The 22,970-nt window shown below is 73.9% G+C and carries 25 protein-coding genes and 2 pseudogenes; 19 read left to right on the forward strand and 8 right to left on the reverse strand.

Annotated elements, in window-relative coordinates; all coding sequences use genetic code 11:
• Nucleotides 1-19 precede the first annotated feature (19 nt).
• The 3 genes from MUY14_RS08275 to MUY14_RS08285 form a co-directional block, all read right to left on the reverse strand.
• A complete protein-coding gene (locus MUY14_RS08275; protein ID WP_247022196.1) occupies nt 20-973 on the reverse strand; it encodes a magnesium transporter CorA family protein in 954 nt (317 codons plus the stop codon).
• Between the two features lie 7 nt (nt 974-980).
• Nucleotides 981-1,421, reverse strand: a complete 441-nt coding sequence (locus tag MUY14_RS08280; protein WP_247022198.1) for a hypothetical protein — start codon at nt 1,419-1,421, stop codon at nt 981-983.
• Between the two features lie 139 nt (nt 1,422-1,560).
• Entirely contained in the window at nt 1,561-2,436 is an 876-nt protein-coding gene (locus MUY14_RS08285; RefSeq protein WP_247022200.1) for a universal stress protein, read from the reverse strand.
• A gap of 170 nt (nt 2,437-2,606) precedes the next feature.
• On the opposite strand from MUY14_RS08285, the gene MUY14_RS08290 reads away from it, so the two are divergent.
• Entirely contained in the window at nt 2,607-3,608 is a 1,002-nt protein-coding gene (locus tag MUY14_RS08290; RefSeq protein ID WP_247025081.1) for a zinc-binding alcohol dehydrogenase family protein, read from the forward strand.
• A gap of 20 nt (nt 3,609-3,628) precedes the next feature.
• Here the strand turns inward: MUY14_RS08290 and MUY14_RS08295 are convergent, their stop codons facing one another.
• Nucleotides 3,629-3,976 carry a hypothetical protein gene (locus tag MUY14_RS08295; protein ID WP_247022202.1) on the reverse strand — a complete coding sequence of 116 codons (348 nt, stop codon included), beginning with the start codon at nt 3,974-3,976 and terminating at the stop codon, nt 3,629-3,631.
• 151 nt (nt 3,977-4,127) lie between these two features.
• On the opposite strand from MUY14_RS08295, the gene MUY14_RS08300 reads away from it, so the two are divergent.
• Both MUY14_RS08300 and MUY14_RS08305 read left to right on the forward strand, forming a co-directional pair.
• Entirely contained in the window at nt 4,128-5,012 is an 885-nt protein-coding gene (locus tag MUY14_RS08300; protein WP_247022204.1) for a universal stress protein, read from the forward strand.
• Nucleotides 5,013-5,014: 2 nt separating this feature from the next.
• Nucleotides 5,015-5,647 (forward strand): CBS domain-containing protein, encoded by a 633-nt coding sequence (locus tag MUY14_RS08305; protein ID WP_247022206.1) that lies wholly within the window; start codon nt 5,015-5,017, stop codon nt 5,645-5,647.
• 162 nt (nt 5,648-5,809) lie between these two features.
• Here the strand turns inward: MUY14_RS08305 and MUY14_RS47255 are convergent.
• Both MUY14_RS47255 and MUY14_RS08310 read right to left on the reverse strand, forming a co-directional pair.
• A pseudogene (locus MUY14_RS47255) lies at nt 5,810-5,872 on the reverse strand (hypothetical protein); the annotation flags it as partial.
• Between the two features lie 18 nt (nt 5,873-5,890).
• Complete coding sequence (locus tag MUY14_RS08310) at nt 5,891-6,916, reverse strand: Acg family FMN-binding oxidoreductase (RefSeq protein ID WP_247022208.1); 1,026 nt, start codon at nt 6,914-6,916, stop codon at nt 5,891-5,893.
• Between the two features lie 170 nt (nt 6,917-7,086).
• Between MUY14_RS08310 and MUY14_RS08315 the strand changes: the two genes are divergently transcribed.
• A complete protein-coding gene (locus MUY14_RS08315) occupies nt 7,087-7,530 on the forward strand; it encodes a DUF2267 domain-containing protein (protein WP_247022210.1) in 444 nt (147 codons plus the stop codon).
• The gene (locus tag MUY14_RS08320) at nt 7,520-9,784 is read left to right on the forward strand and encodes a heavy metal translocating P-type ATPase (protein WP_247022212.1); all 2,265 of its coding nucleotides are present in this window, start codon (nt 7,520-7,522) and stop codon (nt 9,782-9,784) included. The genes MUY14_RS08315 and MUY14_RS08320 overlap by 11 nt, the downstream gene beginning before the upstream one ends.
• Nucleotides 9,785-10,074: 290 nt before the next feature.
• On the opposite strand, the gene MUY14_RS08325 is transcribed toward MUY14_RS08320, so the two are convergent.
• Entirely contained in the window at nt 10,075-11,205 is a 1,131-nt protein-coding gene (locus tag MUY14_RS08325) for a site-2 protease family protein (RefSeq protein ID WP_247022214.1), read from the reverse strand.
• Nucleotides 11,206-11,334: 129 nt separating this feature from the next.
• On the opposite strand from MUY14_RS08325, the gene ppk2 reads away from it, so the two are divergent.
• Nucleotides 11,335-12,141, forward strand: a complete 807-nt coding sequence (ppk2, locus tag MUY14_RS08330) for a polyphosphate kinase 2 (RefSeq protein WP_247022216.1) — start codon at nt 11,335-11,337, stop codon at nt 12,139-12,141.
• 16 nt (nt 12,142-12,157) lie between these two features.
• Nucleotides 12,158-12,349: a hypothetical protein gene (locus MUY14_RS08335; protein WP_247022218.1), complete on the forward strand. Its 192-nt coding sequence runs from the start codon at nt 12,158-12,160 to the stop codon at nt 12,347-12,349.
• On the opposite strand, the gene MUY14_RS08340 is transcribed toward MUY14_RS08335, so the two are convergent.
• Nucleotides 12,340-12,873, reverse strand: a complete 534-nt coding sequence (locus tag MUY14_RS08340) for a hypothetical protein (RefSeq protein ID WP_247022220.1) — start codon at nt 12,871-12,873, stop codon at nt 12,340-12,342. The genes MUY14_RS08335 and MUY14_RS08340 overlap by 10 nt on opposite strands.
• A gap of 129 nt (nt 12,874-13,002) precedes the next feature.
• Between MUY14_RS08340 and MUY14_RS08345 the strand changes: the two genes are divergently transcribed.
• The 12 genes and pseudogenes from MUY14_RS08345 (at nt 13,003) to MUY14_RS08400 (ending at nt 22,969) form a co-directional block, all read left to right on the forward strand.
• The gene (locus MUY14_RS08345) at nt 13,003-13,809 is read left to right on the forward strand and encodes a universal stress protein (RefSeq protein ID WP_247022222.1); all 807 of its coding nucleotides are present in this window, start codon (nt 13,003-13,005) and stop codon (nt 13,807-13,809) included.
• Between the two features lie 20 nt (nt 13,810-13,829).
• Nucleotides 13,830-14,414 carry an HPP family protein gene (locus tag MUY14_RS08350; RefSeq protein ID WP_247022225.1) on the forward strand — a complete coding sequence of 195 codons (585 nt, stop codon included), beginning with the start codon at nt 13,830-13,832 and terminating at the stop codon, nt 14,412-14,414.
• A complete protein-coding gene (locus MUY14_RS08355) occupies nt 14,411-14,935 on the forward strand; it encodes a flavodoxin domain-containing protein (protein WP_247022227.1) in 525 nt (174 codons plus the stop codon). The genes MUY14_RS08350 and MUY14_RS08355 overlap by 4 nt, the downstream gene beginning before the upstream one ends.
• On the forward strand, nt 14,932-16,311 hold the full coding sequence (locus MUY14_RS08360) for a DUF4389 domain-containing protein (RefSeq protein ID WP_247022229.1): 1,380 nt from the start codon (nt 14,932-14,934) through the stop codon (nt 16,309-16,311). The genes MUY14_RS08355 and MUY14_RS08360 overlap by 4 nt, the downstream gene beginning before the upstream one ends.
• A 14-nt stretch (nt 16,312-16,325) precedes the next feature.
• Nucleotides 16,326-16,604: a DUF1918 domain-containing protein gene (locus MUY14_RS08365; RefSeq protein ID WP_247022232.1), complete on the forward strand. Its 279-nt coding sequence runs from the start codon at nt 16,326-16,328 to the stop codon at nt 16,602-16,604.
• Nucleotides 16,588-17,499: a universal stress protein gene (locus MUY14_RS08370; protein WP_247022234.1), complete on the forward strand. Its 912-nt coding sequence runs from the start codon at nt 16,588-16,590 to the stop codon at nt 17,497-17,499. The genes MUY14_RS08365 and MUY14_RS08370 overlap by 17 nt, the downstream gene beginning before the upstream one ends.
• Nucleotides 17,496-17,903 (forward strand): hypothetical protein, encoded by a 408-nt coding sequence (locus tag MUY14_RS08375; protein ID WP_247022236.1) that lies wholly within the window; start codon nt 17,496-17,498, stop codon nt 17,901-17,903. Before MUY14_RS08370 ends, MUY14_RS08375 begins: the two co-directional genes overlap by 4 nt.
• Entirely contained in the window at nt 17,900-18,322 is a 423-nt protein-coding gene (locus tag MUY14_RS08380) for a CHAD domain-containing protein (RefSeq protein ID WP_247022238.1), read from the forward strand. The genes MUY14_RS08375 and MUY14_RS08380 overlap by 4 nt, the downstream gene beginning before the upstream one ends.
• 15 nt (nt 18,323-18,337) lie before the next feature.
• Nucleotides 18,338-19,018 (forward strand): annotated as a pseudogene (locus MUY14_RS08385) (CHAD domain-containing protein); the annotation flags it as partial.
• A 98-nt stretch (nt 19,019-19,116) separates the two neighbouring features.
• Nucleotides 19,117-19,725 carry an HPP family protein gene (locus MUY14_RS08390; protein WP_247022242.1) on the forward strand — a complete coding sequence of 203 codons (609 nt, stop codon included), beginning with the start codon at nt 19,117-19,119 and terminating at the stop codon, nt 19,723-19,725.
• Nucleotides 19,722-20,627 carry a universal stress protein gene (locus tag MUY14_RS08395; RefSeq protein ID WP_247022244.1) on the forward strand — a complete coding sequence of 302 codons (906 nt, stop codon included), beginning with the start codon at nt 19,722-19,724 and terminating at the stop codon, nt 20,625-20,627. The genes MUY14_RS08390 and MUY14_RS08395 overlap by 4 nt, the downstream gene beginning before the upstream one ends.
• Complete coding sequence (locus tag MUY14_RS08400; RefSeq protein WP_247022246.1) at nt 20,624-22,969, forward strand: phosphoketolase; 2,346 nt, start codon at nt 20,624-20,626, stop codon at nt 22,967-22,969. The genes MUY14_RS08395 and MUY14_RS08400 overlap by 4 nt, the downstream gene beginning before the upstream one ends.
• Nucleotide 22,970: the final 1 nt, after the last annotated feature.

Below are 22,970 nucleotides of genomic sequence, written 5' to 3' on the forward strand. Positions count from 1 at the left end.
AAGCCGCGTCGCGGCAGTGTCAGAGCCAATCCCGGCGCTTGAACAGCGCGTACAGCGTCGCGGAGATGAGCAGGATGGCGAGCGTCGAGACCCACACCCCCGAAGCCTGGCCGAACCCGGGGTACGGGATGTTCTGCCCGTAGAAGCCGGTGATCGCCGTCGGCACCGCGATGATCGCCGCCCAGCTCGTCACCTTCTTCATGATCGTGTTCAGGCGGTTGCCTTGGATGCTCAGCTGGGTTTCGCGGATCGTCGCGATCAGGTCGCGCAGCGACTCCGTCCACTCCGTCACGCGCAGGACGTGGTCGTAGACGTCCTGGAAGTACGGCAGCAGCGTGTCGTCGCGGCGCATCAGCGAGGCGACGATCTCCCGCATCGGCACGGCCAGGTGGCGCAGCCGGCTGAGGCTCCGGCGCAGCCGCAGGGACCGGCGCTGCAGGTCGGTGTGGTCGACGTGGTCGGCGAACACCAGGTCCTCGAGGGCCTCGACCTGCTCGTCCAGCACCTGAACGGCGTCCAGGTGCGCGTCGACCAGGTAGTCGAGCAGCCCGTGGAGCAGGAACGCGGCGCCGTTCTTCGCCAGTTCGGGCGTGCTGTCCCAGCGGGCGGTGAGCGCGTCGATGTCGGCGGTGTTGTTGTGGTGCACGGTGATCAGCACCCGGTCGGTGACGAAGGCGTCGAGCTCCGACGCCGTCAGCGCGCCGTCGGTCACCCGCACGAGGTACGCGGCGAGGAACGCGTGCCGGTCGTAGCGGACGAGCTTCGGCCGCTGGTGCTCGTCGTCGAGCACGGCCGCGACGGCGAGCGGGTGCAGGCCGAACTCGGTGGTCAGGTCCGCGAGGTCCTGAGCGGTGGGCGCGTCCAGGTCGAGCCACAGGGTCACCGACGGGTCGGCGAGGTGGCGGGCGGCCTCGGCGGCGGGGAAGTCCTCCGCCTCGAGGACACCGCTGCGGTACAACCGGCTGCGCGTCATCGCCGGCTCAGTGGTCGTGCGCGGCGGCGAGGCTGGCGCGGCAGGCGCGGACCAGCTGGCGGGTGGCGCGCGTCGCGGGGGTTTCGCCGCAGGACGGGCAGTGCACCGAGACGTCGCCGGCCAGCTGGTCGACCGCGACGTTCAGGGCGCATTCGCAGGCACGGCACCAGCGGGTGCCGGTCACGATGACGACGTGCAGCGGGGAGGCGACGCAGTCGTGCAGCCAGCGGCGGTGGGTGCGGCACGTGACGCGCTCCAGTGCGTCCAGACCGTCCTCTTCGGACTGGTCTTCCGCGGTGAGCGTGCGCGCCAGGCGCCGGTCGGCGACGTCGGCGTAGCGGGCGTCGCCGACGCCCGCGGGCCGCAGGGCCAGGCGGTCGCGGCGGTTGCGGCGGGGGGACGTCGGTTCGGCGGTGGTCGCCGGGGCGGGTCCGGGCTGGGCGTCCATGGTGTGCCTCACTTTCGTCCGGTCCCAGCCTCCGCCGGGCGGGGCCGGGCGGCGAGGGCCGGACCGCCCCGGTCGCCGGGGCCTCCCGGCCCCGGTTCCGGTGGGGCGAAGGCCCATCCGCGTGAGGACTTCGGTCGTCTCAGGTGGCGGTGCGCACGAGGTACACCGGGCACGACGCGTTGTGCAGCAGCGCCTGGCCGGTGGAGCCCAGCAGCAGGCCGGGGAACCCGCCGCGGCCGCGGTCGCCGAGCACGACGAGCTGAGCGGTCGTGCTCTGCCCGATCAGCTCGCGGCGGGGATGGCTGCGGACCACGACCCGGTCGATGCGGACGTCGCCGGCGTCGTGCTCGCCGGTCAGCCCGGCCAGCAGCCGTTGCCCGGCTTCGGCGGAAGCCTGCGGGTCCAGGTGCGGCTCGGTCTCCGGGCGGGGCGGATCGTCCGCCGACGCGTGCACGACGACCAGGCGGGCGTGGCGCGCCTTCGCCTCCGCGACGGCCGTCGCGAGGATCCGGGTGCTCTGCTCGCTGCCGTCGATCCCGGCGACGACCGGACGGTCTTCCGCGCCGGGCTCGTCCCACGTGTCGCCGCGGACCACCACCACGTCCGAGCACGCGTGCGCGCCCACGGCGGAGGCGACCGAGCCGGCGAGGAGACCGGTCAGCCGGCCGTGCCCGCCGGAACCGACCACGACGAGCGCGGCCTTCCGCGACGCTTCGATGAGAGCTTGTGCGGCCCGGTCGGGGTCGAGCCGGGCGGTCACCGCGGGCGCGCCCTGCGCTTCGGCGATCTCGCGGGCGGCGCGCAGGTACCGGTTCCCGTGCGCGCGCAGGACGTCCCTCATCTCTTCCGGCGGGGGGACGACGCCGCCGGCGAGCAGCGCCGGGAAGTCGAGGGCGTGCACGATTTCCAGCGGGGCGTCGTGCAGGCGGGCGGTCCGGCCGGCCCAGCGGACGGCGTCGAGCGCCTCGCCCGACCCGTCCACTCCGGTGACGATCGGGCGATCGGTCGTGGTCATGGCGGCTCCTGAATACGGGTGTCGTGAGCCGGACCGTAGGTGGCACCGCCCTGGGCGGCTGCGGCCGGAAGTCCTCCGGTGGTGGGACTTCCGGCCGCGGTCCGGTGGCGGCATGCTGGGCGGGAGAGTCCCGCGAGCGCAGGAGGCCCGTCGTGAACCTGCCGGCAACCATGACGGCCTGGCGCGTGACCCGGCCCGGGCCGATCGCCACGGGCCCCCTCGACCGGTCGCGGGTACCGGTGCTGCGCCCTGCGGACGGCGAACTGCTCGTGCGCGTGCTGGTGTGCGGCGTCTGCCGGACGGACCTGCACGTGGCGGAAGGCGACCTCCCGGTGCACCGCGAAGGTGTGACGCCGGGCCACGAGGTCGTCGGCGAGGTCGTCGCGCCCGGCGGCGACGTCACCGGCTTCGCGGCCGGTGACCGGGTGGGGATCGCGTGGCTGCGCGGAACCTGCGGCCGCTGCCGGTACTGCCTGTGCGGGCGGGAGAACCTCTGCCCGGAGTCGCGCTACACCGGCTGGGACGCCGACGGCGGGTACGCCGAGTACGCCGTCGTCCCGGCGGCCTACGCACTGCCGCTGCCCACCGGCTATTCCGACGACGAGCTGGCGCCGTTGCTGTGCGCCGGGCTGATCGGCTACCACGCGCTCGCCCGGGCCGAGGTGCCGGAGAACGGACGGCTGGGGATCTACGGTTTCGGCGGCAGCGCGCACCTGACCGCCCAGGTGGCGATCGCGCGAGGTGCCACCGTGCACGTCATGACGCGCAGCGCCGAAGCGCGCGAGCTCGCCTTGGCGTTGGGTGCGGCCTCAGCCGGCGACGCCGCCGACCCGGCGCCGGAGCCGTTGGATTCCGCGATCCTGTTCGCGCCCGCCGGCGAACTGGTGCTCCCGGCGCTGGCCGCCCTGGACCGCGGGGGAACGCTGGCGATCGCGGGCATCCACCTGTCCGACGTGCCCGCGCTGAACTACCAGCAGCACCTGTTCCAGGAGCGTCAGGTGCGCAGTGTCACGGCGAACACCCGGGCCGACGCGCGGGAGTTCCTGGCCTTCGCCGGGGTGCACCACCTCGGTGTCAGCACGGTGCCGTACGCGCTGGGCGAGGCGGACCAGGCCTTGGCGGACCTGGCCGCGGACCGGGTCAACGGCGCGGCGGTGTTGCGGGCCGGCTGAGCCGGGCCCCAGCCGGACGGTCACGGCCGCCTCACCGGGATCCGGAAGTGCCGGACCGTCGTGGCCGCCCACAGCACCGCGATCAGCCCGATGAGCACCGCGAGCGTCGGGCGGTCACCCGTGACCAGGGTGAAGACCGCGAACAGCAGCACGGCCACGCCGAGCGGGACACCGAGCCACAGCGACGCGCGGGTCCACCGCTGCGCCCCGAGCACGCAGGCGGTCAGGCCCAGCGCGAGCGCCGTCGCGGCCATGGCGCGAGCGCCGTGTACCCACAGCGCCGTTCCGTCGGGCAGGTAATCGACGTACAGGGCGACCGTGACCAGCACCGGCACGGTCGCCGCGGCGTCTCGCCATTCCTGGGGCATCGCGGAACCTCCTCCCCGCTCACGATGCCCGCCTGGCCGCGTACCAGGAGCGGCCGAAGGTCACCTGGGGCGAGGACGAACGACCGCAGCGGGTGCTTCCGGCGGCGACCTACCGTCGGGGCCACGAACTTGACCCCCCGGAGGAAACGTCATGAGCGCAACCGGAAACCCACCGATCGTGGTGGCCGTGGACGGTTCGGAAACGGCTGCCGCGGCTGCACTGTGGGCGGCCGGGGAAGCCGCCCGCCGGCACGCTTCGCTGCTCGTCTTCACCGCATACGGCTACGAAGACGCCGCGTTCGGCGGCAAGCTCTACCCGCCGTCGGACTGGCTCGCGGTCAAGGAAGCGGAAGCCGACCAGCTGGTCCGGCAGACGCGCGCCACCCTCGAAGCCGCCGTTCCCGGGCTGGAGATCGCCACCGAGACCAGTGACCGCGGGCCGGTTCCGGGGTTGCTGGAGGTGTCGGGCCGGGCCCGGCTGCTCGTCACCGGGGAGCCCGTCGGCTCGATCGCGGGGTTGTTCAGCGGCTCGCCCGACGTGGACCTCGCGGCCAAGGCGCACTGCCCGGTGGTCGTCGTGCGCGGGAACGAAAACGCCGACGGCCCGGTCGTCGTCGGCACCGACGGCAGCCCGCTCAGCGAGGCCGCGATCGCGTGGGCCTTCGAGGAGGCTTCGCTCCGCAACGCCCCGCTGATCGCGCTGTACACGTGGCACGACGGCGACACCGCCGGCTTGTTCAGCGACGGCAACGTCGCGTTCCAGGGCGAAGGTCTGCAGGATTCCGGCCGCCGGCTGCTCGCGCAGCGGCTCGCCGGGTGGCAGGAGAAGTACCCGGACGTGGCCGTCGAGCGCCGGGTCGAGCACGACAAACCCCGCGCCCGCCTGCTTTCGGCGAGTCACGACGCGCAGCTGGTCGTCGTCGGCAGCCGCGGCCGCGGCGGTTTCACCGGCCTCGTCCTCGGCTCGACGAGCCAGGCGCTCCTGCACCACGCGGGCTGCCCCGTCATGGTCGTCCGTACCGAGAAAGAGGTGTGAACATGAACGCCGGCCCGGTGTCCGTGGTGATGACCGCCGACCCGATCACCGTCTCCGTGCAGACGCCGTTCAAGGACATCGCCCAGCTGCTCACCGGCAACGGGATCAGCGCGGTCGGGGTGCTGGACAAGACCGGCGCGCTCGTCGGGGTCGTCTCCGAGGCGGATCTGCTCCCGCACCTGTGGGACCGCAAACCCCGGTGGCGCGACCGCCGGCTCGCCCGCAAGGCGACGGCGTGCGTGGCGAAGGACCTGATGACCAGCCCGGCCGTCACGATCGACGCCGGCGCCACGCTCGCCGAGGCGGCCGCGACGTTCGCGCACAGCGGCGTCCGGCGGTTGTTCGTGCTGCGCGGCGGAAAGGTGGCGGGCGTGCTGTCCCGCCGCGACCTGGTCTCGGTCTTCACCCGCGGCGACGCGGACCTCGAGCGCGAGGTGAGCGACCGGGTGCTGCGCGAGCAGCTGAACCTCGGCCCGGACCGCGTGCGCGTCGAGGTGCGCGCCGGCATCGTGACGGTCGTGGGCCGCGTGGAGCGGCGCAGCGACATCGACCCGGTGACGCGGCTGATCCAGGAGCTGTCCGGCGTCGTGGAGGTGCGCAACCGCCTGGACTACGTCTGGAACGACGTGGCTTGAGCGAGGTACCGGAAAGGCCTCCGTCCTGAGTGGACGGAGGTCTTTCCCGTAGGTGCTTCGGTTCTTGTCGCGCGGCGGGTTCGGGTCGTGCCCCTTCGGCGAGGTGTCCTTCTGCCGGATCCGGCCGTCGCGGCCGTGCACCACGGTTTCCCCACCGGTGTTCGCGGTGATGCCACGAGCCCGGGCTGTCGCCTGTGCCTGCGTGTCGGTGCAGGCGCTCGGCACGCTGTGCCCTTCCGGCGGTCAGCGCGCCCGCAGCTGCTCCGGGATCGGCAGGCCCGCGCCGTACGGGTGGGGGACCGGGCGCAGGACCTCGCTGATCGGGCGTCGCGGTGTGGCCGGCAGCGGGGGCGCGCCCGGTGGCAGGTGGCCGACGCGGATGACCAGCTGCGGCTCGAGCCGTCCGTCGAGGACGCAGTCGCGGACCAGGGCGCGCGTGCTGGTGAGCTCGAACGGCTCGGTGTACACGCACGATGCGAGGCCGAGCCGGGTCGCGGTGAGCAGGACCGCGCTGGTGGCCTCGCCGGCGTGGAGGCGGTCGAGGGCGGTGTCGCCCGCGGTGGCCAGCACGGTGAGGGCGGCGCCGTCCGGACCCGCCGTGTCGGGCAAGCGGGCGCCGGCGAACTCGCGGACCCGCAGTTCGTGCGGCGAAGCGGGGGCACGGACCGCGTTCCGCGCGGGTACTCCGTCCGGTGCGTAGTTCCGTCCGCTCCACGCCGCGAGCTCGATCTCGTAGTCCGGGTCCGCCCGGTGGAGGCCGTCGGCTTCGGTGGCCGCGCCCGTGAGCGCCGACCGGCGGGGTGCTTCGGTGACGATCCGCAGAACGGCGTCCCGGTCGGCCGCGCTCTTCTGCAGGAAGATCTCGTCGCGCACCGGCAACGGCCCGGCTGCGTAGCGCCGGCGGTCCGAGCGGCGGCGGGGGATGGCCGCGGCGAGGGCGATGTCGGCGTCGCGGGTGTCGTGGGGCACCAGGTCGATGCGGGCGAGCAGGTCCGGCCGCGCCGGGTCGGGCAGCCGGTGGACCTGCGCCGCCCAGCCCATCGCCGCGGCGGCGATCGTGAAGTGGTGCAGGGCGCAGCCGCAGCTGACGAGCAGGTCGCGGCCGTCGGGGTCGGCGTGCCGCAGCCGGCGGCGCGGGTCGGCCCGCAGCTCGACCGTGCGGCCGCTGAAGTGCCACTGCCACGGCTGGGAGTTGTGCACCGATGGGGCCCGCACCGCGAGCGCGACGGCCGCCCTCACGGTGTAGGCGTCGGGCGTCGTGTGGTCCATCGTTCCTCCTCGGATCGCGTGCTCCCATGCTTTCCGGGCCGGGCGGCGGCCCCCAGGGCCGAAGGGCTTCCACGCGGGTACGCCGAGGTGACCCGGTCGAGGCCCTTAGGCCCTTTTCCGGCGCGGTCGCCGGGGCGACCCTGGTGCTTCCGATCGAACGGGAGGTGCGCATGCGGCACCCGGGAGTCCCCTTCGCCGGGGCAGCGGAGATCGCGGCCGAATGGCTGGCCGCCGTGGGCGAGCGGCTCGGCACCGACGACCGCGCGGTCGCCTACCGGATGCTCCGGGCGTGGTTGCACACCGTCCGGGACCGGCTCACCGTCGAGTCCGCCGCCCGCTTCGCCGCGTCACTGCCGGACTTGCTGCGCGGGCTGTTCTACGAAAGCTGGACCCCGCACCACGTGCCCACCCGCTACCACGTGCCGGGCTTCGTCGCGAGGTTCGCCGGTTCGGCGGACACCACCCGCGCCGAAGTCCCCGCGGCGGCCGCGGCCGTGACGGCGGCGCTGGAAGAGCTGTGCCCGCCCGGCCGGCTCGAGGACGTCTTCCGTGCGCTGCCGGACTCCCTGACGGCGCTGCTGACCGGTCACGCGGAGGTACCCCGTGCGTGGTGATCGTGTGCGGGAAGCCGGGCTCCTGGCCACCGTCGTGGCGCTCGTCGCGGCCGGCGGCGTCGCGTGGTGGCTGGCCGCCCCGGTCGCGGCGAACGCCGTCTGGGCGGCCGCGGACCTGGTCACCCTGATCCCGGCCGCCGTGTGGGTCGTCGCCGACCTGCGGGCCAAGCGCTGGGGTGCCGACCTGCTCGCGGTGCTCGCGCTGGTCGCCACCCTGGCGGTGGGGGAGTACCTCGCGGGCGCGATCGTCGCGGCGATGGTCGCCACCGGACGCGTCCTCGAAGCCGGGGCGCGGCGGCGGGCGAGCCGGAACCTGACAGCGCTGCTCGACCGGGCGCCGCGCGTGGCACACCTGCGCACCGAGACCGGCCAGGAGACCGTCCCGGTCGAGGAGGTGCGGTCCGGGCAGCTGATCGTCGTGCTGCCGGGTGAGGTCGTACCGGTCGACGGCGTGCTGCCGGACGGCGGCACCTTCGACGAGTCCGCGCTGACCGGCGAACCCCTGCCGGTGACCCGGCCCGCGGCCGAAACCGTCCACAGTGGAGTCGTCAACGCGGGTGCCGCCGTGGACGTCCGGGCGAGCGCCGCCGCGGCCGACAGCGCCTACGCCGGCGTCGTGCGGCTCGCCGAGCAGGCCGCCGCCCGCACGGCGCGGGTGGCCCGGATCGCCGACCGCGTCGCGATCTGGTTCCTGCCCGCGGCGCTGCTGATCGCCGCACTCGCGTGGCTGCTGAGCGGGGAACCCGGCCGGGCGGTCGCGGTGCTGGTGACGGCGACGCCGTGCCCGCTGCTGCTGGCCGTCCCGATCGCGGTGACCGGGGGCATGTCCCGGGCGTCGAAGGCCGGCGTGGTCGTGAAGGACGGCGCGGCGCTCGAAGCGCTCGGCCGGGCCTCCGTCCTGCTGATGGACAAGACCGGCACCGTGACGCGCGGCCGGCCCGAGATCACCGACGTCGTCTGCGCGCCGGAACACGACGTGGCCGGAGTCCTCGCCTGCGCGGCCGGCGTCGAACAGTACTCGCCGCACGTACTGGCGGCAGCCGTCGTGCGCGCCGCCGCTTCGGCCGGGGTCACCCCGGCGGCCGCCGAAGACGTCACCGAGGAGGTCGGGGCCGGTGTGCGCGGCCGGGCCGGCGGACGCGAGGTGCGGGTGGGCCGCTCGCGCCGGGCCGGACTGCCGGCGTGGGCGCGGGGCGCCGCCCGGCGCGGCCGGCTGGACCTCGCGTCCGTGCTGTGGGTGGAGTTCGACGGTGAGCCGGTCGCGGCACTGCTCGCGAAGGACCCGATCCGGCCCGACGCCGCCCGCACCATGCGGCGGCTGCGGGCCGCCGGGATCGGCGAGGTCCGGCTGCTCACCGGCGACCGCGTCGACAACGCCCAGGAGGTCGCCGCGATGCTCGGCCTGGACGACGTCGACGCCGAAGTGACGCCGGCGGGGAAGGTCGCCGCGGTGGCGGCCGCCTGCGCCCGGGGCGTGACCGTGATGACCGGCGACGGCGTCAACGACGCGCCCGCGCTGGCGGCGGCCGACGTCGGGGTCGCACTCGGCTCGCGCGGGGCGACGGCGGCCGCGCAGGCCGCCGACGCGGTGATCCTCGACGACCGCCTCGACCGGCTGGCGGACGCGGCGGAGATCGCTCGCCGGTCGCACCGGCTGGCCGTGCAGAGCGCGGTGGCCGGGACGCTGCTGTCGCTGCTGGCGATGCTCGCCGCGGCCGGCGGGTTCCTGGTCCCGGTGGCGGGTGCCCTGGTCCAGGAAGCCATCGACGTCGTGGTGATCCTGAACGCGTTGCGCGCCTTGGGCGACCGGAAGGCACGGGGGCCGGCGCCGGCGGCGATGGTGCGGCGGTTCGAGTCGGAGCACGAACGGCTGCTCCCGGCGCGCGCCGCGGTCCGGCAGGCCGCCGATGCACTGGCCGAGGGCGCGACCCCGGCTGCGGACGCGGCGGTCCGGGCCGCGTGCCGGTCGCTGACCGACCAGCTGCTGCCGCACGAACAGGCCGAGGAGACCGAGCTGTACCCGGCACTGGCCACGGCACTCGGCGGCCCGGAGGGCACGGTGACGATGAGCCGGGAGCACGCGGAGATCGGCCGCCTGGCCCGGCGCCTGCAGCGGCACGTCGCCGAGGCGTCCGGCGGGATCCAGCCCGACCAGGTGGACGACCTGCGGGCGACGCTCTACGGCCTGGACGCGGTGCTGACGCTGCACTTCGCGCAGGAGGAGGAAGCGTACTTCACGCTTCCGTCGACCTGAGCAGCCGAACGTCGCTGACAACTCGGCCAAACCGGCCCGCTGCTCACCGAGTAAGTTCCCCAGGCTTCGTGGGGCAGTCTTGATGCGTTGCGTCCGCGAAAGGCAGCGATGCCGCCAGATTGTGCCCACGCTGCGAAACCTGGGAAGGAACTGGTCTGCCCATGAGCTTCCGAGTCCTCCTTGCCGAAGTGGAAGCGGGCGAGTCCACCCGACCTGGAAGCCGTTGCAGCAGCAGGTTTCCACCAGGTCGTGACGGCCCCGCGGGCGTCACGCCGAGTCGCTGAGCTGCGCTACCGGGCCGAACGGCGGGCTTCGGCGCCCAGCACCGCCAGCTCGAGCGTGCGGGCGACGTCGGCCGGGCTGACCACGCCGGCCAGCACGCCGTCCGAGACCACCAGGACGAGGTCCTGCCCCGGCCGGTTGCCGATCCGGCCGAGGACCGCGCTCAGCGGCGTTTCCGGGGCCGCCAGGAGGCAGGCGGGTGGTCGCGCGCAGACGTCTTCGACCCGGGTCGAGGCCCGTACCTGCTCCGGTACGCGGCCGAGCCGGGCCAGGCTGACCACGCCGAGCGGGCGGCCGTCGAACGAAACCACCGGGAACGTCCGGAACCGCGCCGACGCGGCCTGCTCGGCGAATCCCCGGACGGTGAACCAGCCGGGAGCCGTGACCGGGTCCGGCGTCATGATCTCGCCGAGCCGGATCCGGCCGAGGACCTCGGGTGCCGGGCCCGCCGCGAGCTCGGCACGGGCGCTGAAGGCCAGGAACCAGCCGATGCCCGCCAGCCACAGACCGGCGAAACTGCCGAACCACAGCAGCTCGACCAGGCCGGCCACGGCCAGCAGCAGCCCGACGACGTTGCCCGACCGGGCCGCGGTGGCCTGCGCCCGGCGCTTGTCGCCGGTCAGCCGCCAGACGATCGCCTGCAGGACCCGGCCGCCGTCCAGCGGTGCGCCCGGCAGCAGGTTGAACACCGCCAGCGCCAGGTTCGTCCAGCCCAGCCAGGACGCCGTCACACCGGCGATGCCGGGAAGCAGGAAGGAGGCACCGAGGAAGCCCGCACCGGCCAGGAGGCTCGTCACCGGACCGGCGACCGCGACCGCGAACGCCGTCCGCGGGGTCGGGGGTTCGTCGGGCATCTCGGTGCTGCCGCCGAGCACCCACAGCGTGACGCGGTCCACGGCCAGCCCGCGGTGCCGCGCGACGAGCGCGTGGCCGAGTTCGTGCGCCAGCAGGGAGCCGAGGAACAGCACCGCGCCGAGCAACCCGGCCGTCCAGTACACCGCCGGGGACCGGCCGGGGACTGCCTCCGGCAGCAGGGATTGCGCCAGCAGCCCGGCCAGCAGGGCCATGATCAGCAGCACGGACCAGTGCGCGCCGACGCGGACACCGGCGGGCCGCCCGAGCGGGAAGGTGGCGTTCATGCCCCGACCGTCCTCCCGCGGGCGCGCGCGGGCGAGGGCCGCACCGCCTCGCGGAGAGGGACCAAAGACCCCTGCGCCGCCGACGTCCGGCCGCAGCCGGGCGGCCACCGCGGTTCGTAGCGTCGGGGTATGGGCGGATGGAAGAAGCTCCCGCGCGAGCTCTACGAGCGCGAACTGCTGCGGCTGCAGGCCGAGCTGGTAAAGCTGCAGGAGTGGGTGCGCCACGAAGGCGCTCGACTGGTCGTGGTGTTCGAAGGCCGGGACGCGGCGGGCAAGGGCAGCACGATCAAGCGCGTCACCGAGCACCTGAATCCCCGCGTCGTGCGGATCGCCGCGCTGCCGAGCCCGACCGAACGCGAGCGCACGCAGTGGTACTTCCAGCGTTACATCGAGCACCTGCCGGCCGCCGGCGAGATCGTGCTGTTCGACCGCAGCTGGTACAACCGCGCCGGCGTCGAGCGGGTGATGGGGTTCTGCACACCCGAAGAGCACAAGCGGTTCCTCCAGCAGTGCCCGATCTTCGAGCGCCTGCTCATCGACGACGGCATCCTGCTGCGCAAGTACTGGTTCTCCGTCAGCCTCGACGAGCAGGAACGCCGGTTCCGCGCCCGCATCGACGACCCGATGCGCCGCTGGAAGCTTTCGACGATCGACCTGCAGTCGGTGACGCACTGGGAGGACTACTCCCGCGCCAAGGACGACATGTTCGTGCACACCGACACCACCGAATCCCCTTGGCACGTGGTGGAAAGCGAGGAGAAACGGCGCGGGCGGCTGAACATGATCGCGCACCTGCTCGCCGGTATCCCGTACCACGAAGTGTCCCGCCAGGCGGTCTCGCTGCCGCCGCGGCCCGAGCCGACCGGCTACTTCCGCCCCGACCGGCGGCTGCAGACCTACGTCCCCGACCACGCGGCGACCCTGCTGCCGCGCTGAACCGAGGAGGAGAACCATGGACGACAAGGAAAAGGCGGCCATCGAAGCCGAGGCGCGGCGTGACGTCGCCGAGCGCGGACGGCACGGCCCGGCGCTGGGCCACTACCTGCGTGCCGTCGAACACCACGCGATCAAGGAGAACGAAGCGGACGTCGTGCCGGCCGCCGAGGACATGCCCCGGCAGCCGGCGGCGGAGCCTCAGGGCTGATCGGTCCGCGTGTAGGCCGCGAGCGCCCGCTCCCGGGCGTTCGCGGCCACCGCGCGGATGAGCGCCGTGTGGACGGAACCGAGCGCCGGCCGGGCGATCCGCCAGTAGCGGCGGAACTTCACCCAGCTCTCCGGATCGCTCATCCGGACCCGCGTGTGCACCGTCAGCACCGTGCGGTGCGGGCCGTAGGGGAACGCCGACACCGCCAGCACCAGCTTGCCGTAGCCGGCTTCGTCGAACGCCGCGAAGTCGTCGGCCTCGACCCGCCGCCAGGTGATCACCGGCCGCCAGAACTTGCCGGCGACGCCGAGCGCGAACTCACTGCCCGGCCGGTCGCCGAGGAGGGTCCAGGCCGAGCCCGCGTCCAGGTCGTCCGGGGTCAGCCGGGTCGGCTGCCGGGGTGGGCCGTGGCGGCGATTGTGCCGGCGCTCGGGCAGCGTGCGCAGCCACCCGGCGGCCGCGACGACGCCGCTCCGGACGTCGGTGAAGTCGAGTTCGCGCGCCGCCGCGCAGGCGTCCTTCACCGGCGCGCGCGTCAGCCTGTCCCGGCCGCCAGGACAGGCGGATTTGGTCCCCGGCGAAAGGGACTTCGTGCTCTGACCGGCCAGTACCCGCTCCGCTCATGCTGATTTCCCGACCCCCAGGAGGATCCGATGACCGCACCCGCGCACCGCCCCGTGCTCGCCGGGGTGGACGCCTCGGAGGCGTCCTTCGCCGCCGTCCGCTGGGCGGCGGAAGAAGCGATGCGCCGCGACGTGACGCTGCGGCTGGTGCACGCGTCCGTCTTCGACGACACGCCCCCGCGGGCGCACGAAGAGCTCCTGCTGGAACACGTCCACCGCTGGCTCCGCCGCGCTGCCGACGTCGCCCGCGAGCAGGTGCCCGGGGTGCGGGTCGAGACGGCGGTCCGGCTCGGCCTGGCGGTCGACCTGCTGCTCGAAGAGGCGGCCGACGCGGCGCTGGTGGTGCTCGGCTCCCATGGCCTCGGCGGCCTGCGTGGCGCGCTGATCGGTTCGGTGGCCCTGCGCGTGGCGGCGGAAGCGCCGTGCCCGGTCGTCGTGGTCCCCGGCCACCGGCCGGCCCGGAAGGGGCCCGTCGTCGTCGGGATCGACCGGACGGAGTCCAGCGAGCACGCGCTGCGGTTCGCCGTCGAGACGGCGGCAGCGACCCGGGCGCGGCTGCTGGTCGTGCACGCCTGGCACGCCGGAGACGGCGTCGCCGAACAGTACGAGCTCGAAACGCGGGTCGCGGCCTGGCAGGGCAAGTACCCGGACCTCGAGGTGTTCAGCCAGGTCGTGCGGGACCGGGTACCGGCGCGCGCCCTGCAGCACGTGGCTCCCGACGCTCGCTTGTTCGTCGTCGGCACGCGGGGCCGCGGTCCGGTCGCCGGTGGCGTCCTGGGGTCGACCGGCAACGCCTTGCTCGCGCACGCGGCCTGCCCGGTCGCCGTCGTGCATTGACCTCCAGGGAAGGAGCTGTCGTGAAGGCACGCGACATCATGACGAGGCCCGTGGTCCGGGTCGGCCCGGCGACACCGGTCCGCGAAGCCATCGTGCTGCTCACCGAACACTGCGTCGCCGCACTGCCGGTGGTGGGCGAGGACGACGCCGTGCTCGGCGTTTTCACCGAAGCCGATGCGCTCTCGAGCGGCGTGGCCGGGAAAGGACCGGCGCCGGACGTGCTCGTGGCCACGACGATGACCGCACCGGCCGAGACGGTCGGGCTCGACACCGACGTCGCCGAGATCGCCCGCCGCATGCTGGGCGACCGGCTGCGCAGCATCCCGGTGGTGGACGACGGTGTGCTCGTGGGCATCGTCAGCCGCCGCGACATGCTCACGCCGCTGGTGCGCCAGGACGACTCGGTCGCCTCGCACCTCAACGCCCTGCTCGCCGACTACTCCGGGCACCGCGACCGCTGGGCCGTCTCCGTCACCGGCGGCATGGTGACCATCCGCGGCGTGTTCACCGACGAGGCCGAACGCCGGGTCGTGACGGCACTGGCGAAGACGGTCTACGGCGTCGTCGGCGTCGAGCTCTGGGAAGAGGCGACGGTGACGACATGAAGGTCCTCGTCGCGGTGGCGACCCGGCACGGGTCCACCAGGGAAATCGCCGAAAGCGTGGCCACCGCGCTCGGCTCCGCGCTGACCGACGCCGGCACGCGGTCGTTCGTCGAAGTCCGCGACGCGGCTCTCGTGCACTCGATCGAAGGCTTCGACGCCGTGGTCCTCGGCAGCGCTGTCTACCTGGGACACTGGCTCGAACCGGCCAGGAAGCTCGCGGAGTCGTGCGCGGACGAGCTGCGCCGGGTTCCGCTGTGGCTCTTTTCCAGCGGTCCGGTCGGTGAGCAGACGCACCCGGCCGAAGAGCCCGTCGTCGTCGACGACCTCGTGCGCCGGCTCGACGCCCGCGGCCACCGGCTGTTCGGCGGCCGGATCGACCGCCACACCCTGAACTTCCCCGAACACGCCGTGGTGACGGCGCTTCGGGTTCCCGACGCCGACAACCGGGACTGGCCCTCGATCCGCGCCTGGGGCCGCGAGATCGGGACGAGCCTGGCCCACGCGGAACGGAGCGTGTCATGACCGACTACCCGGTCCGGGTCGAGGCGACCCTGGACGAACCGCTGTCCCGCGGGCTCTGGCTGGTGAAGTGGCTGCTGGCGGTCCCGCACTACGTCGTGCTGGCGTTCCTGTGGTTCGCCTACCCGTTCGCCACGATCGCGGCCTTCTTCGCGATCCTCGTGACCGGCCGGTACCCCCGGCCGCTGTTCGAGTTCACTTCCGGTGTGCTGCGCTGGAGCTGGCGCGTGCAGTACTACTCCTACGCCGCGCTCGGCACCGACCGGTACCCGCCGTTCACCTTCGCCGACGTCCCGGACTACCCGGCACGGCTCGAGATCGCCTACCCGGAACGGCTTTCGCGCGGGCTGGTGCTCGTGAAGTGGTGGCTGCTCGCGATCCCGCACTTCGTCATCGTCGGGTTGTTCGTCGGCGGTGGCAGCTGGCTGGCCTTCCGGGCGGACAATGGCGGCTTCGACTGGGCCGCCGGCGGTCTCGTGGGCGTGCTGGTCGTCGTCGCCGGTGTGGTGCTGCTGTTCACCGGCCGCTACCCGCGCCCGATTTTCGACTTCGTGCTCGGGATGGACCGGTGGGTGCTGCGCGTCGCGGCCTACGTGTCGCTGATGACCGACGAGTACCCGCCGTTCCGGCTCGACATGGGCGGCGCCGAAGCCGGCCACGAGCCGCCGCACCCGCAGGCGCCCCACCCGCAAGCGGCCGGCTGGACCGCCGGGCGGATCGCCGCCGCGGTGACCGGCGCGGTGCTGGTGTTCGGGTCGATGGGCCTGCTCACCGGCGGCGGGGCCGTGCTGTGGGCGGATCGCACCCAGCGCGACGCCGACGGCTACCTCACCGCGTCGGCCACCTTCGTCTCGGACGGCTACGCGGTCGCCACCGATCCCGTGGCGCTGCGGGGCGTGGCCGCACCCAAGGCGACGGCCGTCCTCGGCGACGTCCGGATCCGGGCCGCGGACACCGCCGGCCGCCCGATCTTCGTGGGCATCGGCCGCACGGCCGACGTCGAGCGGTACCTGGCCGCCACGGAGTACACGACCGCCGGGAACCGCACGCACCCGGGCGGTGCCCCGGCTGTCCTGCCCGGCGACGCCGGGGTGTGGGTCGCGAGCGCGTCGGGCGCGGGCACGCAGACCGTCGGCTGGCCGGTGCGCGACGGGCAGTGGACCGCCGTCGTGATGAACGCCGACTCCTCGCGCGGGGTCTCCGTGCGCGCCGACGCGGGCGCCACCGCACCCGCGCTCGGCTGGATCGCCTTGGCCCTGCTGGCTTCCGGTGCCGTCACGCTGGCCGGCGGCGTCGTCCTGATCGCCGTCGCCGCGCACCGCGCCTCGCGGCGCCCCGGCACACCGCACACCCCTGAGCCGTCCACTGTGGACGTTTGAGAAAGGAAGGGACGATGCACGCACAGCCGGGCGACTGGCTCGTCGTCAAGGGCCCGTGGGTTGACGCGCCGGAACAGCGCGGCCGGATCCTGGAGGTCCACTCGGCCGACGGCGGTCCGCCCTACGTCGTCCGCTGGACGCACGACGACCACGTGTCGACGGTCTTCCCCGGACCGGACGTGATCGTGCTGACCGCCGAGGCGGAGCAGGCCGAGGAGAACCGCGCCCGCACCCGCTTCGACCGGGTCCAGCGGCTCATCCACGAGGAGGACGGCCATGCACGGGTTCGTTGACGGCGCCGTCGTCGCCGGCATCGACGGCTCGGCTTCGGCAGTGCAGGCGGCCGCCTGGGCCGGGACCGAGGCCGTCCGCCGGGGCCGCCCCCTGCGGCTCGTGCAGGTTTACGCCCTGCCGCAGGTGAGCGCTCCGGTCGCGTTCGGCACGCACGAGCAAGTGCGCGAAGGCTTGGCGGCGAGAGCCGAAGAATGGCTCGCCGAGGCGAAGACCGCGGTGCTCGCCGAGCACCCGGGCCTGGAGATCACCACGGCCGCCCGGGAGTGGAGCCCGGTCACCGCGCTGGTGCAGGAGTCGCAGCACGCCGAGCTGGTCGTGCTGGGCTCGCGCGGGCTGGGCGGGTTCACCGGCCTGCTCGTCGGCTCGACCGCCGTCTCGGTGGTGGCGCACGCGCACTGCCCGATCGTCGTGGTCCGCGGCCGGACGCCGCACGACCCGCCGCCGGCCACCGGGCCGGTGCTCGTCGGCGCCGACGGCTCGCCCGACAGCGACGTCGCGCTCGCGTTCGCGTGCGAGGAGGCCCGGCTGCGTGGTACCGCTCTCGTCGCGGTGCACACGTGGAGCGACGTCCTCGCCGACGGCATGCTCCGCGCGCACCCGCTCGAGGAGGATCCCGTCGCGATCGCTACGGCGGAGCGCGTCAAGCTGGCCGAGCAGGTCGTGGGCTGGCAGCGGAAGTACTCCGACCTGACGATCGAGCTGGAGGTCACCCGCGGGCGCCCGGTGCGGACCCTGCTGGAACGCGGCGAGCGCGCCCAGCTGATCGTGGTCGGCTGCCGCGGCCGCGGCGGGTTCACCGGCATGCTGCTCGGCTCGACGAGCCAAGCGCTCATCGCGCACTCGCCGTGCCCGGTCGCGGTCGTCCGGCCGCAGCGGACCGGGAGCGGGACGTGAGCACGCTGCGGACGCGGGCCACGATGCGCCTGCTGGCCACGTTCGAGACGCTGCTGGCGGCGAGCGCGGTGTACGGCGGGATCTCGCTGGCCGCGGGCGCGCCGGGGTTCACGATGCCGGTCGATTGGCTGGCCCCGCTCGGGTTGACCAGCTGGGTGCTGCCGGGGCTCGCGCTGGCACTGGGCATCGGCGGCACCCTGGCCGCGGCTTCGGTGTTCGCCTGGCGGATCGACTTCCGCGCGCCGATCGCGGCACTGGCCGCCTGCGGGGTGCTGACCGGCTGGCTGGCGGTCCAGTTCGGCGTGATCGGCGTGCGGGCCCCGGTCCAGTGGGTGACCGCGGGCCTCGTGGTGGTGCTCCTCGGGCTGGCCTTGCTGGCCCGGCACCGGCTGGCGGGGTCATGACCACCACGGTCGCGGGCACCGCGTTCTTCGACACCGACGCCCTCCGGCTCCTCCGGAGCGGGTTGACGCTGGGCGTCCGCGGCGGCGAATGGCGTCTCGAAACGCCGGACGGTGAGGTGCGCTTCACCGGCTCGGACCAGGCCGTCCCGCCCACCCTGTCGCGGCTGCTGCGGGCGTACACCCGTGACGAGCGGCTGGTGCCGGTGGCGCGGCTCGAGGGCGGCGGTGCCGCCGGGCTGCGCGCGGCCGTGGGCGGCCGGATCGCCGAACCGCACCGGCCGCACGACGGTTCGGCTCGGGGCGCGGTCCTGCGGTACGTGCGGACGCAGATCGCGGCCCTGGCCGCGGCGGACCTGGCCGTGCGGCAGGACAAACCCGATGCGGTGCACCGCATGCGCGTCGCCGCGCGCCGGTTGTGAGGTGCTTTTTCGGCCTACGCGCCCGTATTGGGTGGCACCAAGCTGCTGCGTGAGATCGGCGGCGCCCTGCGCTGGCTCGGCGGTGAGCTCGCTCCGGCCCGCGACGTCGAGGTCCAGTGGGCTCGCTCGCGCGCCTGGGCGGGGGAGCGGACGGACGCCTACTTCGCGGCGTTGACCGGCGAGGCGCGGGAGCAGGTGCGGCGCGCACTGGACAGCCACCGGTACGTCCAGCTGCTCAACGCCCTCGACGTGCTCGAAGTGGTCTTGAGCGAACAGCCGCGCCACGAGTGGCGCAAGGCCGCTCGCCGCCCCGCCTCGAAGGTGCTGCCGAAGCTCGCCCGTGCGGTGGCGGAGGACGTCGACGGCCGCGTGGCCCGGGTGGCCGGGCTGCCCGCCGGGCCGGCGCGCGACCGGGCCGTCCACGACGTGCGCAAGGCCTCCAAGCGACTGCGGTACGCGCTGGAGGCCGGGGTCCGGCCGCCGGGCGCCAAGCCGGCGCTCGAGGCCTTCCAGGACCTGCTCGGCGAGTTCCAGGACGCCGTCGTCGCGCAAGAACTTCTGGCCGCGCTGGAAGCCGGGGACGGCGCGCTCGCGGCCGCCCGGGCGGCCGAGGCGGCCACGGCGGCCCGGTGCGCGGCGGCGCTGACCGCGGCGTGGCAGCGGCTCCGGCGGGACCTTCGTCCCTTGTGGACGTGAACGCGCGAAGGGACGTAAGTCCCCGCGACCGGTGACCGACGCCAGCGGTCACCGGGATCCCGCCTCCCTAGGTTGGGAGGTGACCGAAAGGAACCCCGATGCGCGCACGCGACCTGATGACCGCGCCGGTGATCACCGTGCACCCGTGGACGTCCGCCAAGGAGGCGGCCGAGCTGCTGTCCATGCACGGCTTCACCGCACTGCCCGTGGTCGACGACGACGACCGGCTGGTCGGCATCGTCACCGAGGCCGACCTGATCCGCGGCCGCATCCCGGCCGACTCCCGCTACTCCCACGAGCCCCGCGAATCCGTGGCCGGCAAGACCGCCGGCGACCTGATGACCACCCCGGTCACCGCCATGAGCTCCGGCACCGACGTCGCCGACCTGTGCCAGGCACTGGTGGACGCCCGCATCCGCGCGATGCCGATCGTCGACGGCTCGGCCGTCGTCGGCATCGTCACCCGCGGCGACGTCGTCCGCGTCCTCGCGCGGGAAGACGCCGAGATCGCCCGGGACGTGCGGCACCGCTTGGAAATCTACGGCGGCGGCGGCCGCTGGGAGGTCGCGGTCCGCGACGGGTCCGTGCACATCACCGACCAGTTCGACGACGAATCCGACCGGCACGTCGCCCGGCTGCTGGCGCTCGCCGTGCCGGGTGTCGTCGCCGCCGACACCGCGTATGCGGGTGAGGAGCAGAGAAGATGAGCGCCATCGACCCGAGGATCACCGTGGGCGTGGACGGCTCGGCGGGTTCCTCCGCGGCCGTCGTCTGGGCCGCGAAGCTCGCGTCCTTGCGGCACCTCGAGCTGAGGATCGTGCACGGCCTGCAGATCGCCGGTCTCTACTACGGCGGCGGGCTTTCCGGCGTCGGCGCGGCGACCTTGTTCGACGCGATCCGGGCCGACGCGGAAAAGCACCTCGCCGACGCCCGTGCCCTCGCGGCGGCGATCGACAAGGACCTGGCCGTCACGACCGACATGCCTGACGACCCCCCGGTTCCGCTGCTGATCGACGAGTCCCGCCACGCCCGGATGCTGGTCCTGGGCGCCACCGGCTCCGGCGGGTTCACCGGCATGCTGGTCGGCGGCACCGCCGGCACGGTCGCGGCGCACGGGCACTGCCCGGTCGTGGTCGTCCGCGGCCGCCGCCGCTCCGCGGTCGTCCCGGACTCGGGTCCGGTCGTCGTCGGCGTCGACGGCAGCCCGAACAGCGAGCAGGCCATTGGAGTCGCGTTCGAGGAAGCTTCGCTGCGGGGCGTGCCGCTGGTCGCGGCGCACGCCTGGAACGACGTCGCCTACGAGGACACCCGCGGCACGGCCCGGATCCTGACCCAGCCGGCCACCCTCGAAGAAGACGAGGAGCGACTGCTGGTCCAGCGGCTCGCGGGCTGGCAGGAGAAGTACCCCGACGTCGAGATCCGCCGCCTGCTCGTCCGCGAGCGGGCCCGGCACGTCCTGCTCGAGGCGAGCGAGACCGCTCAGCTCGTGGTCGTCGGCAGCCGGGGCCGCGGTGGCTTCACCGGGATGCTGCTGGGTTCCACCAGCCAGGCGCTCGTCCAGCACGCCCAGTGCCCGGTGCTCGTGGTCCGCCCGGAGAAGAAGGCATGACCGCCGTCGAAGTGCGCCCGACGGTGCTCGGCGGCACCGAGCTCGCCCAGGTCGACGCCCTCTGGCGGGCCGCGAACTACCTCGCGGCCGGCCAGATCTACCTGATGGCGAACCCGCTGCTGCGCGAGGAGTTGCGCCCCGAGCACGTCAAGCCGAGACTGCTCGGGCACTGGGGCACCTCGCCCGGCCTCAACTTCGTCTACGCCCACCTCAACCGGGCCATCCTGGCTCACGACCTGAACGCCATGCTCGTCACCGGTCCCGGCCACGGCGGCCCGGCCCTGCTGGCCAACACGTGGCTGGAAGGCAGCTACACCGAAGCCTGGCCCGAGGTCACCAGGGACGCCGCCGGGATGGCGGAGCTGTTCAAGCAGTTCTCCTTCCCCGGTGGCGTGCCCAGCCACGTCGCGCCCCAGGTACCTGGCTCGATCCACGAAGGCGGCGAGCTGGGCTACTCGCTCGCGCACGCCTTCGGGGCCGCGTTCGACAACCCCGGGCTCCTGGTCGCGTGCGTCGTCGGCGACGGCGAAGCCGAAACCGGCCCGCTGGCGACGTCGTGGCACGCCAACAAGTTCCTCGACCCGGTCCGCGACGGCGCGGTGTTGCCGATCCTGCACCTCAACGGGTACAAGATCGCCAACCCGACCGTGCTGTCACGCATCGCGTCGGCCGAGCTGGACGCTTTGCTGCGCGGCTACGGCTACGCGCCGATCTACGTCGAGGGCAGCGATCCGGAGGTGATGCACCAGGCGATGGCCGCGGCGCTCGACTCGGCGGTCGCCACCCTCGCCGAGCGGCGCGGGGTGTGGCCGGTGATCGTGCTGCGCAGCCCCAAGGGCTGGACCGGTCCGTCCGTTGTGGACGGACTGCCGGTCGAAGGCACGTGGCGCGCGCACCAGGTTCCGCTCGCGCAGGTCCGGCACAACCCGGAACACCTGAAGCAGCTCGAGGACTGGCTGCTGTCGTACCGGCCGGCCGAGTTGTTCGACGAGGCCGGCCGCCCGGTCGCCGACGTCACCGCGCTGATCCCGGCGGGGGAGCGGCGGATGGGCGCGAACCCGAATGCCAACGGGGGTGTGCTCCTGCGGCCGCTCACGCTGCCGGACACCGCGTCCCACGCCGTGGCGGTCCCGGCTCCGGGCGCGACCGCGGCCGAGCCGACCCGCGTGCTGGGCCGGTTCCTGCGGGACGTGTTCGCGCTCAACGCCGACCGGGCGAACTTCCGCCTCTTCGGCCCCGACGAGACCGCGTCCAACCGGCTCGACGCGGTCTACGACGTCACCGCCAAGGAGTGGCAGGCCGCGATCGAGCCGGTCGACGAACACCTCGCGCGGGACGGCCGCGTGCTCGAGGTGCTCTCGGAGCACCTGTGCCAGGGCTGGCTCGAGGGCTACCTGCTTTCGGGGCGGCACGGGCTCTTCTCCTGCTACGAGGCCTTCGTGCACATCGTCGACTCGATGGTGAACCAGCACATCAAGTGGCTGCGGGTGCACCGGCAGATCCCGTGGCGGCGCCCGGTGGCGTCGCTGAACTACCTGCTCACCTCACACGTGTGGCGGCAGGACCACAACGGCTTCTCCCACCAGGACCCGGGGTTCGTCGACCACGTCGCGAACAAGAGCTCCGAGGTCGTGCGCGTCTACTTCCCGCCGGACACCAACACGCTGCTGGAGGTCGCGGCGCACTGCCTGCGCAGCCGGGACTACGTGAACGTCGTCGTGGCCGGCAAGAACGACTCGCCGAACTGGCTCGACGCCGAGCAGGCCGCGCTGCACTGCGCGCGCGGGGTGAGCATCTGGGAGTGGGCCAGCACGCACACCGACCGCGAACCGGACGTCGTCCTCGGCTGCGCGGGCGACGCCCCGACGCTGGAAGTCCTGGCGGCCGCCCGGATCCTGCGCACCGAACTGCCGGACCTGGCGGTGCGGGTGGTCAACGTCGTCGACCTGATGCGCCTGCAACCCGAGGCCGAACACCCGCACGGCTTGAACGACCGGGAGTACGACGCGCTGTTCACGCCGGACCGGCCGGTGATCTTCGCCTACCACGGCTACCCGTGGCTGATCCACCGGCTGGCCTACCGCCGAACCGGTCACCACGACCTCCACGTGCGCGGCTACACCGAGCACGGCACGACGACGACGCCGTTCGACATGCTGGTGCTCAACCACATGGACCGGTTCCAGCTGGTGATCGACGTGATCGACCGGGTGCCGGGCCTGGTGGCGACGGCCGGGGTGCTGCGGCAGCGGATGACCGAAGCCCAGGGCCGGCACCGCCGCTGGATCCGCACCCACGGGGAGGACCTGCCCGAGGTCCGGCACTGGACCTGGGCGGGCTGAG

The organism is Amycolatopsis sp. FBCC-B4732, from assembly GCF_023008405.1.
Lineage (GTDB): Bacteria > Actinomycetota > Actinomycetes > Mycobacteriales > Pseudonocardiaceae > Amycolatopsis > Amycolatopsis pretoriensis_A.

Coding starts and splice junctions, on each gene's coding strand:
- MUY14_RS08295 (WP_247022202.1), bottom strand. CDS start 3,976: ATGCCCCAGGAATGGCGAGACGCCGCGGCGACCGTGCCGGTGCTGGTC.
- MUY14_RS08310 (WP_247022208.1), bottom strand. CDS start 6,916: ATGGACCACACGACGCCCGACGCCTACACCGTGAGGGCGGCCGTCGCG.
- MUY14_RS08305 (WP_247022206.1), top strand. CDS start 5,015: ATGAACGCCGGCCCGGTGTCCGTGGTGATGACCGCCGACCCGATCACC.
- MUY14_RS08300 (WP_247022204.1), top strand. CDS start 4,128: ATGAGCGCAACCGGAAACCCACCGATCGTGGTGGCCGTGGACGGTTCG.
- MUY14_RS08315 (WP_247022210.1), top strand. CDS start 7,087: ATGCGGCACCCGGGAGTCCCCTTCGCCGGGGCAGCGGAGATCGCGGCC.
- MUY14_RS08335 (WP_247022218.1), top strand. CDS start 12,158: ATGGACGACAAGGAAAAGGCGGCCATCGAAGCCGAGGCGCGGCGTGAC.
- MUY14_RS08365 (WP_247022232.1), top strand. CDS start 16,326: ATGCACGCACAGCCGGGCGACTGGCTCGTCGTCAAGGGCCCGTGGGTT.
- MUY14_RS08290 (WP_247025081.1), top strand. CDS start 2,607: ATGACGGCCTGGCGCGTGACCCGGCCCGGGCCGATCGCCACGGGCCCC.
- MUY14_RS08370 (WP_247022234.1), top strand. CDS start 16,588: ATGCACGGGTTCGTTGACGGCGCCGTCGTCGCCGGCATCGACGGCTCG.
- MUY14_RS08280 (WP_247022198.1), bottom strand. CDS start 1,421: ATGGACGCCCAGCCCGGACCCGCCCCGGCGACCACCGCCGAACCGACG.
- MUY14_RS08285 (WP_247022200.1), bottom strand. CDS start 2,436: ATGACCACGACCGATCGCCCGATCGTCACCGGAGTGGACGGGTCGGGC.
- MUY14_RS08355 (WP_247022227.1), top strand. CDS start 14,411: ATGAAGGTCCTCGTCGCGGTGGCGACCCGGCACGGGTCCACCAGGGAA.
- MUY14_RS08275 (WP_247022196.1), bottom strand. CDS start 973: ATGACGCGCAGCCGGTTGTACCGCAGCGGTGTCCTCGAGGCGGAGGAC.
- MUY14_RS08345 (WP_247022222.1), top strand. CDS start 13,003: ATGACCGCACCCGCGCACCGCCCCGTGCTCGCCGGGGTGGACGCCTCG.
- MUY14_RS08360 (WP_247022229.1), top strand. CDS start 14,932: ATGACCGACTACCCGGTCCGGGTCGAGGCGACCCTGGACGAACCGCTG.
- MUY14_RS08390 (WP_247022242.1), top strand. CDS start 19,117: ATGCGCGCACGCGACCTGATGACCGCGCCGGTGATCACCGTGCACCCG.
- MUY14_RS08325 (WP_247022214.1), bottom strand. CDS start 11,205: ATGAACGCCACCTTCCCGCTCGGGCGGCCCGCCGGTGTCCGCGTCGGC.
- MUY14_RS08380 (WP_247022238.1), top strand. CDS start 17,900: ATGACCACCACGGTCGCGGGCACCGCGTTCTTCGACACCGACGCCCTC.
- MUY14_RS08400 (WP_247022246.1), top strand. CDS start 20,624: ATGACCGCCGTCGAAGTGCGCCCGACGGTGCTCGGCGGCACCGAGCTC.
- MUY14_RS08395 (WP_247022244.1), top strand. CDS start 19,722: ATGAGCGCCATCGACCCGAGGATCACCGTGGGCGTGGACGGCTCGGCG.
- ppk2 (WP_247022216.1), top strand. CDS start 11,335: ATGGGCGGATGGAAGAAGCTCCCGCGCGAGCTCTACGAGCGCGAACTG.